We start from the raw sequence: 11,785 nt of genomic DNA, 5'->3' as shown, positions 1-11,785 counted from the left end.
AGCCTCTATCGCCTCAGCAGAGGCATGGATGTTCATAGCATCCATCAGGCGAATGACACGCCGTATCGCAAAGCTTGAATTTTGAGTCGGGCACTAAGAAATAATAGCAATAAATTGTATTTTTACTTTGATTTTGGGTTGAATGATCAAAATAAACTATATGTGATTATTTTTAACTGAAAATACAAGCTATATAGAGAATGCCATTGAACAGCGTAGAAGGACTGCGCAAAGTTTATCTGATCTCCAGTCAGGCATGGCAGCGGCGGGCTTTTGGCCCGCCGTTTCTACTTTTAACGCGATAGCTTCATATGGCGGTTGACGTCTTTATAAAGCAGATAGCGGAATTTTCCCGGACCACCAGCATAACAAGCCTGCGGGCAGAAGGCGCGCAGCCACATGAAATCACCGGCTTCCACTTCCACCCAGTCCTGATTGAGCCGATAGACGGCCTTGCCTTCCAGCACATAAAGCCCGTGTTCCATCACATGGGTTTCGGCGAACGGGATCACGCCACCCGGCTCAAATGTGACGACGGTCACATGCATGTCGTGACGCAGATCGTTCGGGTCAACAAAGCGCGTTGTTGTCCATGCGCCGTTGGTGTCGGGCATCGGTGTCGGTGCGATGTTCTTCTCATTAAGAAAAAGCGGCTCCGGCACGTCGAGGCCGTCGACATATTCGTAAGCCTTTCGCACCCAGTGGAAGCGTGCGACAGCGCCTGAATTGTTGCGAAGCGTCCAGCCGCTCTTGGGCGGCAGATAGGCGTATCCGCCTTCGCTCAACACATGATCCTTGCCCGCAAGCGTAACCGTGATTTCACCTTCGACAACAAACAGTACGCCTTGTGCGGCGTCATCGAGTTCCGCACGGTCGCTGCCGCCGCCGGGTTGTACTTCCATGATATATTGCGAGAAAGTCTCCGCAAAGCCCGAGAGTGGGCGGGCAATGATCCATAGACGCGTCTTGTCCCAGAAGGGCAGGAAGCTTGTGACGATATCGCTGAATGTGCCTTTCGGAATGACCGCATAGGCTTCAGTGAACATGGCCCGATCAGTCAGAATTTGCGTCTGTGGCGGCAGGCCACCGGTCGGTGCGTAATAATTACGGCTCATTGTTGCCTCTGATCAATATAGTGTTTCGGGAAGAATATCTTTGAGCCGCAGCAGCGCGATGCGCTCGACCTGTTCACACGCGGTTTCCAGCTCCGCTTGTTTCGAATTTTCAACACGCCGTTTGAAAGCGTCGAGAATTTCCTTCTTGTTGCGTCCCTTGACCGCAATGATGAAAGGAAAGCCGAATTTCTGCGTATAGGCGTCGTTGAGTTCGGTGAAAGTCTTGCGCTCGTCATCGCTCAAAGCATCAAGGCCCGCAGATGCTTGCTCAGATGTGGATTCCGGTGTCAGACGCTTCGCCGCCGCAAGCTTTCCTGCAAGATCGGGATGGGCGCGTAAAACACCGAGCTTTTCATCGTCTGATGCAGCGCGGAATGCGCGGACCAGAACCGTATGAAGACCGGATGCAGAATCGGCCAGTTCCGTCAGACCCATGTCATAGGCGCGTTCGGCAATCCATGGCGAATGCTCGAAAATCCCGCCATAGCGCGCAACAAAGTCGGCCTTGCTGGCCTTGGAGGGTAGGACATCGGCCTGCTTTGGCTTGTGATGCTCATGCCAGTGACGCGCAATATCGACGCGCTTGGCAACCCAGACCTTGTCGTGGCTTTGCACATAATCGAGGAAGCGTTCAAGTGCCGCTACACGGCCCGGACGACCGACGAGGCGGCAATGCAGGCCAATCGACATCATCTTCGGCGCACCTTCTGCACCTTCGCGGTAAAGCACGTCGAATGTGTCTTTGAGATAGGTGTAGAACTGATCGCCGGAGTTAAAGCCCTGTGGCGTGGCAAAGCGCATGTCATTTGTATCAAGTGTATAAGGCACGATCAGATGCGGACCTTTTGGCCCCTTTACCCAGTAAGGCAATTCATCGGCATAGGAATCGGCTGAATAGAGAAAGCCGCCTTCCTCCATCACCAGCTTCAGCGTGTTATCCGATGGCTTGCCCTGATAGATGCCGAGTGGGCGCGAGCCTGTAATTTCGGTATGCAGGCGCACAGCTTCGCGAATGTGTTCGCGCTCCACCTCTTCGGGAACATCCTTATATTCCCACCAGCGCAGACCGTGGCTGGCAATTTCCCAGTCGGCTTCCTTCATGGCGCTGATGGCTTCGGGATTGCGCTCCATGGCAAGGGTCACGCCATAGACGGTTACCGGCATGTTGCGTCGCGTGAATGCGCGCCACAAACGCCAGAAGCCGGATCGGGCACCATATTCGTAGATCGATTCCATGTTGAGGTTGCGCTGACCGTTCCATGCCTGCGCGCCGACGATTTCCGAAAGCAGGCATTCGGATGCGGGATCGCCATCAAGGATGCAGCTTTCACCACCTTCTTCGTAGTTGACGACGAACTGCACGGCGATATTTGCCCCACCCGGCCAGCGTGGGTCTGGTGTGTTGCGGCCATAGCCAACCAGATTGCGCGGATAACTCATGTGGAATTCCCTCGATTTTTGTCTGTTTTGCTTATGATAATAAAGATTTACGCCGACCATTCCCCCTCAAAATTTTGAAAGACATCCAACGATTATCATCTTTCCCAAGACATAACTTCGGTAAATACTCACAATAGGGAACAAGTGTGGTTCGCAAACACTCACGTGTTGCGTGAAATAAATCACACAAAAACAAGTGCTTGCAATGGTTCTAACGGTAATGTCGGAAGAATCGTGCAGGCGGCAGGAGTAAAAATGGGAAGCCAAGCAAGCGGTCAGGGCCGGTTAACGACGCATGTCCTTGATACGGTCAATGGTAAACCAGCGGCAAATCTGCGCATCGAATTGCGCCGGATCGAGAATCAGCAGGCAGAAATCTTGCGCGAAATTCGCACCAATGCGGATGGTCGCTGCGGTGAACCGCTGCTTGCGGGCGATGCGCTCCATTCTGGTTCATATGAGCTGCTTTTCCATGTCGGTGAATATTTCGGCAAAAGGGACGGTGTGATCCCGTTTCTGGATGTGGTGCCATTGCGTTTTGGTATTTCTGACGAAAAGGCGCATTATCATGTGCCGCTTCTGGTTTCGCCGTTTTCTTATTCAACCTATCGCGGGAGTTAAGCGGTATGGGTCAAGCAGTCAGACACACAATCCGCTTTCTGCTGAACGGCGAGACAGTTGAGCTCGACCGTGTTTCGCCGACAGAAACCCTGCTCGATCATCTGCGTTTGTCGCGCAAACTGCGTGGCAGCAAGGAAGGTTGCGGTGAGGGCGATTGCGGTGCCTGCACGGTGCTGGTCGGCAAGATCGTGGGTAACGAACTCGTCTATGAAAGCGTGAATGCCTGCATCCGCTTCGTGGGTTCGCTGGATAGTTGTCATATCGTGACCATTGAGCATTTGCGCGGCTCCGACGGTGGCCTGCATCCGGTGCAAAAGGCGATGATCGATTTTCACGGCTCGCAATGCGGCTTCTGCACGCCGGGCTTCGTCATGTCGCTTTATGCGCTGTGGATGCGCAATCCAAAGCCTGTGGATGCTGAGATCGAAAAGGCGCTGCAAGGCAATCTCTGCCGCTGCACCGGCTATGAGGCCATTATACGTGCAGCGCGGGCGATTTCCGATTATGGCACGTTGATGGATGATGCGCTTGCTGTTGAGCGTGCGCATGTGTTCCGCCAACTGACGGCCTTGCGTGATGGTGCGCGGGTTGAGGTTGGGAGTGGCAAAGACCGTCTGGTCGTCCCTGCCGACCTCAATGATTTTGCCACTGTTTATGCAAATGAACCGAAGGCGACAATCGTTGCCGGTTCAACCGATGTCGGCCTTTGGGTCACGAAGATGATGCGCGATATTTCGCCGGTCATCTTTATTGGGCATCTCAATGAACTGCGCACAATCAGCGAAGAAAATGGCGTTATCAGTATCGGCGCGGGCGTAACCTATACGGAAGCTTTCTCGGTTCTTGCAAAACGCATTCCGGCGCTGGGAAATCTCATCAATCGGATTGGCGGCGAGCAGGTGCGCAACATGGGCACGATTGGTGGCAACATCGCCAATGGGTCTCCGATTGGCGACACGCCACCGCCATTGATCGCGCTTGATGCAAAGCTGACAATGCGCAGAGGTGCAGAACGCCGCACTATTGCGCTGCAAGATTTTTTCATTGCATACGGCAAACAGGATCGGCAGCCGGGCGAGTTTGTGGAGGCTGTGCATGTGCCGCTACCAGTGGCAGACAGCCAGTTCGCCATTCATAAAATTTCCAAGCGCTTTGAAGAAGACATCACCGCAACGCTTGGCGCTTTCCATCTTGGACTTGACGCTGAGGGCAATGTCGCCTCCATCCGCATCGCCTATGGCGGTATGGCTGCAACGCCAAAACGCGCACTCAATGTGGAAGCAGCGTTGACGGGTAAACCTTGGAATGAGGAGAGCGTTGAAGCCGCAATTAAATCCTATGGCCTCGACTATCAGCCTCTGACCGATATGCGCGCTACAGCAGAATACCGTCTGCTGGTTGCGAAGAATTTGCTCCGCCGTTTCTATGCTGAAACGCAAGGCGAGAGCGAACCTTTGCGTAAACCAAACGTTGTCGCTGCATAAGGAGGATGACATGAACAAGCATCCTGCAAACGCAATCAAAGCGAGCCGTATCAAGGGCGGCGTTGCCACCGATCAGCGCCATGACTCGGCCCACAAGCATGTGACGGGCGAAGCAGTTTATATCGACGATATACCGGAGCCTGAAGGCACCCTTCATATTGGTGTTGGCTTCTCAACTGTTGCGCATGGCAAAATCACTGGCGTTGATTTGTCTTCCGTGCGCGCTGCTCCCGGTGTCGTCGATGTACTCACCTATCAGGATGTGCCCGGCGAAAACGATGTCTCACCATCGGGAATGCATGACGATCCGATCTTCGCGGTCGATAACGTGCAGTTCCATGGCCAGCCGATTTTTGCGGTTGTGGCCCGCACGCGTGATCAGGCGCGCCGTGCAGCACGTCTTGCAAAGATCGACTATGAAGAAATGACGGGCCTGTTTTCGATTTCCGGCCTCGACGGCTATAAAGACAAGCTGGTTTTCACGCCGCTGACGCTCAATCGTGGCGATGCCCGCAAGGCCATCGATGAAGCACCGCGCAAGGTCAAAGCACGTATGAAAATCGGCGGACAGGATCACTTCTATCTCGAAGGGCAGGCTTCGCTTGCAATCCCCGGCGAAGATGACGATGTGACCATCTATTGCTCCACGCAAGGCCCAAGTGAAACGCAGCATCTGGTCGCCCACGCGCTTGGCGTGCCAAGCCACTCGGTGACGGTGGAAGTGCGGCGCATGGGTGGCGGTTTTGGCGGCAAGGAAACGCAGGCCAATCAATGGGCAGCGATTGCCGCGATTGCTGCCAAAAAACACAAGCGCGCCGTCAAAGTTCGTCTTGATCGTGATGAGGATATGACCTCGACCGGTAAGCGGCATGATTTCATGATTGATTATGAAGTCGGTTTCGATGATGAAGGCAATATTCTCGGTGTCGATTATCTGTTTGCACTGAATGCGGGTTTCTCTGCCGATCTGTCTGGTCCGGTTGGCGACCGCGCGCTGTTTCATTGTGATAACGCCTATTTCTTCCCGGCCGTTCACGCGCAGTCCGCACCGCTTTATACCAATACCGTGTCCAACACGGCATTCCGTGGTTTCGGTGGTCCGCAGGGCATGGTGGGTGCCGAGCGCGTGATTGAGGAAGTGGCTTTCGCGGTCGGCAAAGACCCGCTCGAAATCCGCAAGCTCAATTTCTATGACGCCATGGGCACAGACGGCACGCGCAATGTGACGCCCTATCACCAGAAGGTGGAAGACTGCATCATCCAGCGTATTGTTTCCGAGCTTGAGGAAAGCGCTGATTACGCGAAGCGCCGCGAGGCAATCCGCGAATTCAACGCCAAAAGCCGCTACGTCAAACGCGGTATGTCACTGACTCCGGTGAAATTCGGCATTTCCTTCACCAAGACGGAATCCAATCAGGCTGGCGCGCTGGTGCATGTCTATAATGACGGCTCGGTGCATATGAACCATGGCGGCACGGAGATGGGGCAGGGGCTTCATCTGAAAGTAGCCCAAGTGGTGGCGGAAGAATTCCAGATTGATCTTGATCGCGTGAAGATCACAGCAACAACGACCGCGAAAGTACCTAACACTGCTCCCACAGCAGCATCGTCCGGGGCTGATCTCAATGGGATGGCCGCGCAGGATGCCGCGCGTCAGATCAAGAAGCGGCTCATTTCTTTTGCCGCGCAGCAATATCAGGTGGCCGAAGATCAGGTGGTCTTCCTGCCGAACCGTATCCGCGTTGGCAATCAGGAAATAAGCTTCAACGATCTGGTCAAACAAGCCTATATCGGGCGCGTGCAGCTGTCCGCATCGGGACATTACAAGACGCCGAAAATCCATTGGGATCGCGCCAAGGGGAAAGGCCACGCCTTCTATTATTACGCCTATGGCGCAGCCTGTTCCGAAGTGTCGGTGGATACGCTGACAGGTGAATACGTGGTCGAACGCACGGATATTCTTCACGATACGGGCCGCTCGCTCAACCGTGCCATTGATATTGGTCAGGTGGAGGGCGGTTTCGTGCAAGGCATGGGCTGGTTGACCACGGAAGAGCTTGTCTGGGACGACAAAGGACGGCTACGCACGCATGCCCCGTCAACCTACAAGATCCCGCTTGCATCAGATCGTCCGAAGATTTTCAATGTGGCCTTGACCGACTGGTCGGAGGCTTATGAGCCGACAATTCACCGCTCCAAGGCGGTTGGTGAACCGCCGCTGCCGCATGGCATGTCGGTGCTTTATGCGCTGTCGGATGCAGTGGCGAGCGTTGCCGATCACAAGATCAGTCCGCGCCTTGATGCGCCTGCAACGCCCGAGCGCGTGTTGATGGCCATTGAACGGCTGCGGTCTCAGAAGGGCTGATGGTATGTCGGGCAGGCGGGACGATATTCGGGATTTTCTGAACCGTCGCCCTGATTGTGTGCTGGTGGAAGTTGCGGACGTTAAAGGCTCTGCCCCGCGAGACGTGGGCACGTGGATGCTTGTTGCGCGCGATATGATCTTCCGCACCATTGGTGGCGGGCAACTCGAATATATGGCGATTGACCACGCCCGAAAAATTCTTGCTGGCGGCAGGGATACGCCTATGGATATTCCACTTGGCCCTGAAATTGGCCAATGCTGCGGCGGTCGCGTGGCTTTAAGCTTCCGGCGGGTTAATCGTGGTCTGGCAGAAGACCTTATTGCCAAAGTCGATGCCGAAATTGCCACCCGCCCGCATGTCTATATTTTCGGTGCCGGCCATGTCGGCGATGCGCTGGCCTATGCGCTGTCGCTGACACCTGTGCGGGTAATTCTGGTGGATACGCGTGAAGCGGAACTGATGGCGGTTGATGCCCCCGGCGTTGAAACCTGTCTTGCGGCCATGCCGGAACAGGTGGTGCGTTCGGCTCCTCCGGCAAGCAGCTTTATTGTGCTGACCCATGATCATGCGCTGGATTTTCTGATCGTTGCCGAGGCTTTGCAGCGCGGCGATGCGGTCTATGTCGGCATGATCGGCTCGAAGACCAAGAAAGCCACTTTCAAAAGCTGGTTGAAACGAGAAATGGGCAGCGATGATTTATTTGAAAATCTCATATGCCCAGTTGGCGGGGCGCTTGTGAAAGACAAGCGACCGGAAGTCATTGCCGCACTGGCTGCGGCGGAAGTGCTGACTGCTGTTCTGACTTCCACCAAGGTTCTACAGCTTGTTTAAGCCAAAATCTCCTTGATCTGCCGCTGGCAGCGCTCTGTCATGAAATCAATGATCAGGCGCACTTTCGGGTCCTGAAACCGCTTGTGCGGATAGATCGCAGCGAGCTGGATGGATGCAGGAGGCGTGCTTTCAAGGATTGGAACCAGCCGCCCTTCGCGGATATATTCCTTCACCTCAAACAGCGGTTTGTTGATGATTCCGCGTCCACTCAGCGCCCATTGCGTCAATACGTCGCCATCATCGGAGTCGTAAGGTCCGGTGACTTCAAACTTGCGCAGGCCTTCCGGTGTCTGCAACGACCAGAAATACTCTTTTGAGCCGGGAAAGCGCAGCAGAAGGCAATCATGTTGATCGCCCAACAGCTCATCCGGCGATTGAGGCGTGCCGTGTTTTTCGAGATATGCGGGCGCTGCACAGATCACGCGTTCGCAGTTTAAAATGCCGCGCATCCGCAAGTTGGAATTTTCCAGAACGCCTAATTTGAAAGCAACATCAACGCTTTCACTCATGATGTCGATCTCGTGGTCAGATAGTCGCAGGCGCACTTCTATGTCCGGATATTTGTCGTGAAACTCCGGAATTGCCGCGGCGATCAGTCTGCGACCCAGCCCCAATGGCGCTGTAATGCGAATCGATCCTTTTGGATTTTTGGCGAGTTCTGCGACAGCGGCTTCGGCTTCGTCTACAGCTTCCAGTATTTTAACCACACCGTCATAAAAAACGCGTCCATGCTCGGTTGGTGTGAGTTTGCGCGTGGTTCTGTTGAAGAGACGCACACCGAGATGCTTCTCTAACTCCTTGATTCGATTGCTTGCAACAGCGGGTGATGCGCGCTGGTCGCGACCTGCCGCAGACAAGTTTCCCAATTCGACAACGCGCACAAAAACACGCAGATTATCAAGATAAGACATGCGCTTGTTCCACCATTGTATATATTTTTTTGAAAGTGATGGTCTTGATGCGACGTTCACACAGGCGCAAAGCTTTGGCAAATAATAAACTAACAAACAAGGGAACGAGTAATGGGAGTGCCGGATGTATGATCTTGCTGTGGCCTGGGACTGGCTGGGCTTTGCAGCGCGGTGGCTACACGTGGTCACTGCGATTGCGTGGATCGGCTCGTCTTTCTATTTCATCGCGCTGGACTTAGGGCTTCGCCAGCGTCCCGGCTTACCCGTTGGTGCTTATGGCGAAGAATGGCAGGTTCATGGTGGTGGTTTCTATCACATCCAGAAATATCTGGTTGCCCCCGCGGAGATGCCCGAGCATCTGACATGGTTCAAATGGGAATCCTACGCCACATGGCTGTCGGGCTTTGCTTTGCTCTGCATCGTCTATTATGCGGGTGCAGATCTTTATCTGGTTGACCCGAATGTGCTCGATGTATCGGCGCCGACGGCAATCGCTATTTCGATTGCTTCGCTGGCTTTTGGCTGGATTGCCTATAACACCATCTGCAAATTGATGCTCGGCAAGAGCGATACGCTCCTGATGATCATTCTCTACGCCATTCTGGTGATGATGGCTTGGGGCTATACGCATCTGTTTACGGGTCGCGCAGCTTTCCTGCATCTGGGTGCTTTCACTGCGACGATCATGTCTGCCAACGTGTTCATGGTCATCATTCCGAACCAGAAAATTGTGGTGGCCGATCTCATCGCCGGCCGCAAGCCCGATCCGAAATACGGCAAGATCGCCAAGCAGCGGTCGACCCATAACAACTATCTGACGCTGCCTGTGCTGTTCCTGATGCTGTCGAACCACTATCCGCTGGCGTTTGGAACAGAATTCAACTGGATCATCGCTTCGCTGGTGTTCCTGATGGGCGTCACGATCCGCCACTGGTTCAACACGCGTCATGCTCGCAAAGGCAATCCGACATGGACATGGCTTGTGACAGTGCTCTTGTTCATCGTCATCATGTGGCTTTCGACTGTGCCAAAAATCCTCACCGATGAGCCGAGCGAGCAGAAGATTTCATCGCTGCAACAGAGCTTCATTTCGGACCCGCACTTTGAAAAGGTGCGGGACACAGTTCTGGGGCGGTGCGCGATGTGCCACGCCAAGGAGCCCGGCTGGGAAGGTATTATTGCGCCGCCTAAGGGCGTAGTGCTTGAAAATGATAGGGAAATTGCAGCCCATGCGCGCGAAATCTATTTGCAGGCTGGGCGTTCCCATGCCATGCCGCCTGCCAATGTGACCGGTGTGAGCATCGATGAGCGCAAGCTGCTCGCATCCTGGTATGAATCCGCTACTTCTGGAGCAAAGTAAGAATGACCAAACTTCTCATCCGTGGCCGTGTGCTGAGTTTTCGCGACGAACCGCAAAGTCTGGATGATACTCAATCCTATCGCTATATCGACGATGGGGCTGTACTGGTTGAAAATGGCCGCATTGCGCGTTTAGGCGATTATGCCGATGTAATCGCTCAGGCAGGCAGCAACGTGCAGGTCGCGGACCATCGCCCGCATCTCATTCTACCGGGTTTCATCGATACGCATATTCACTATCCGCAGACGCAGGTTGTTGCATCCTATGCGGCCAATCTGCTCGAATGGCTCAACACTTATACATTCGTGGCAGAACAGAAATTCGCCGATGAGCAGCACGCGGAATTTATCGCTGAGCGCTTTCTGGACGAACTGATCCGCCATGGCACCACCACGGCCGTCGCCTATTGCTCGGTACACCCGCAGAGCGTCGATGCCTACTTCCGCGCGTCGCAGCATCGCAATATGCGTATGCTTGGCGGCAAGGTGATGATGGATCGCAATGCGCCGTCAGCACTCTGTGATACCGCTCAATCGGGCTATGATGACAGCAAGCAACTGATTGCCCGCTGGCATGGCAAGGACCGCCTTGATTATGTAATCACACCGCGCTTTGCGATTACCTCGACACCAGAGCAACTCGAAGCCAGTCAGGCGCTAGCCCGCGAACACCCTGAATGCTTCATCCAGACCCATCTTTCCGAAAACCACGAAGAGATCGAATTCACAAAATCGCTTTATCCAAATGCGCCGGATTATCTTGGCATCTACGAGCATTATGGTTTGCTGGGTGAGAAGACGTTGCTTGGCCATTCCATCCATCTCGAAGAACGCGAAGTGAAGGTGATGGCCGAGACTGGCTCGGTCGCAGTTTTCTGCCCGACCTCGAACCTGTTTCTCGGTTCCGGTCTCTTTGACCGTGATCGCCTGAAAGCATCGGGCGTGCGCATGGCAGTGGCGACCGATGTGGGCGGCGGTACCAGTTTTTCGATGCTGCGCACGATGGACGAAGGCTACAAGGTTCTGCAATTGCGCGGTAATCGCCTCAATCCGTTCCAGTCATTTTATATGATGACGCTCGGCAATGCCCGCGCGCTGTCGATGGAAGACAAGATCGGTACGCTCGACGAGGGTACAGAAGCCGATATTGTGGTGCTTGATTCATCCGCCACATCGCCGATGCGCCTGCGCATGGCAGCGGGCGCAACGCTTGAGCAGGAGTTGTTCCTACTGCAAACACTGGGTGACGATCGCGCAATCGTCGAAACCTATGTGGCGGGTAAGCCGTTAAAGGGGGCACTTTCTTGAGTGTTTTTCGATGTCTGTAAACTGGAAGCTAATATATTTTATGGAGTAAATAAGTGTTATATAAATATTGTTCTTTTTAAAATCCCCATTTTTTCTATAATAAGAGGTCTTTTTTCATTGAAAAGCTATTGTTATAGGAAGAAAAATTATGACATATATTGATAATATTAAAGAAAAAAACTTGTCTGATATTATGAGGGCTGCTGATGCGTTCCCCATGGACAAAATAGTAGAGAGATATGCAAAAGATAATAAGAGCCTGAATCATAATGAATTTAACGATATCAGGCTCTTGCGATGCGCCGCGTGAGGAAGCGTATGTTTGCGATGTAGACCCACGCTTCGGAAGA

The 11,785-nt window shown here is 53.7% G+C and carries 10 protein-coding genes; 7 read left to right on the top strand and 3 right to left on the bottom strand.

The annotated features are described in order from the left end of the window. Positions 1–293: 293 nt before the first annotated feature. Positions 294–1,115 carry a bifunctional allantoicase/(S)-ureidoglycine aminohydrolase gene (locus VBH83_RS18720; RefSeq protein WP_396999014.1) on the bottom strand — a complete coding sequence of 274 codons (822 nt, stop codon included), beginning with the start codon at positions 1,113–1,115 and terminating at the stop codon, positions 294–296. Between the two features lie 12 nt (positions 1,116–1,127). Next, positions 1,128–2,555 (bottom strand): allantoinase PuuE, encoded by a 1,428-nt coding sequence (gene puuE / locus VBH83_RS18715; RefSeq protein ID WP_396999013.1) that lies wholly within the window; start codon positions 2,553–2,555, stop codon positions 1,128–1,130. Between the two features lie 255 nt (positions 2,556–2,810). Between puuE and uraH the strand changes: the two genes are divergently transcribed. Genes uraH through xdhC form a run of 4 tightly spaced genes read left to right on the top strand, consistent with a single transcriptional unit; the run spans position 2,811 to position 7,857 of the window. Continuing rightward, entirely contained in the window at positions 2,811–3,176 is a 366-nt protein-coding gene (gene uraH / locus VBH83_RS18710) for a hydroxyisourate hydrolase (protein WP_265982998.1), read from the top strand. A gap of 5 nt (positions 3,177–3,181) precedes the next feature. Continuing rightward, positions 3,182–4,660, top strand: coding sequence for a xanthine dehydrogenase small subunit (xdhA, locus tag VBH83_RS18705; RefSeq protein WP_265982999.1), 1,479 nt, complete (start codon positions 3,182–3,184; stop codon positions 4,658–4,660). A 10-nt stretch (positions 4,661–4,670) separates the two neighbouring features. Continuing rightward, positions 4,671–7,025: a xanthine dehydrogenase molybdopterin binding subunit gene (gene xdhB, locus VBH83_RS18700; protein ID WP_265983000.1), complete on the top strand. Its 2,355-nt coding sequence runs from the start codon at positions 4,671–4,673 to the stop codon at positions 7,023–7,025. A 4-nt stretch (positions 7,026–7,029) separates the two neighbouring features. Beyond that, entirely contained in the window at positions 7,030–7,857 is an 828-nt protein-coding gene (gene xdhC / locus VBH83_RS18695; protein WP_265983001.1) for a xanthine dehydrogenase accessory protein XdhC, read from the top strand. On the opposite strand, the gene VBH83_RS18690 is transcribed toward xdhC, so the two are convergent. Then, positions 7,854–8,768: a LysR family transcriptional regulator gene (locus tag VBH83_RS18690; protein ID WP_265983002.1), complete on the bottom strand. Its 915-nt coding sequence runs from the start codon at positions 8,766–8,768 to the stop codon at positions 7,854–7,856. The genes xdhC and VBH83_RS18690 overlap by 4 nt on opposite strands. A gap of 124 nt (positions 8,769–8,892) precedes the next feature. Here VBH83_RS18690 and VBH83_RS18685 point away from each other — a divergent pair, with 124 nt between their 5' ends. The 3 genes from VBH83_RS18685 to VBH83_RS18675 all read left to right on the top strand — a co-directional run bounded on the left by VBH83_RS18685 (position 8,893) and on the right by VBH83_RS18675 (position 11,745). Continuing rightward, positions 8,893–10,128 (top strand): urate hydroxylase PuuD, encoded by a 1,236-nt coding sequence (locus VBH83_RS18685; RefSeq protein ID WP_265983003.1) that lies wholly within the window; start codon positions 8,893–8,895, stop codon positions 10,126–10,128. A 2-nt stretch (positions 10,129–10,130) separates the two neighbouring features. Then, positions 10,131–11,435, top strand: coding sequence for a guanine deaminase (gene guaD, locus VBH83_RS18680; protein ID WP_396999012.1), 1,305 nt, complete (start codon positions 10,131–10,133; stop codon positions 11,433–11,435). Positions 11,436–11,583: 148 nt separating this feature from the next. Next, positions 11,584–11,745 carry a hypothetical protein gene (locus VBH83_RS18675; RefSeq protein WP_396999011.1) on the top strand — a complete coding sequence of 54 codons (162 nt, stop codon included), beginning with the start codon at positions 11,584–11,586 and terminating at the stop codon, positions 11,743–11,745. Positions 11,746–11,785 lie beyond the last annotated feature (40 nt).

This window comes from Ochrobactrum sp. S1502_03 (genome assembly GCF_044435015.1).
GTDB classification, from domain to species: Bacteria; Pseudomonadota; Alphaproteobacteria; order Rhizobiales; family Rhizobiaceae; genus Brucella; species Brucella chromiisoli.
This window is presented reverse-complemented; position numbering and strand designations above follow the sequence as displayed.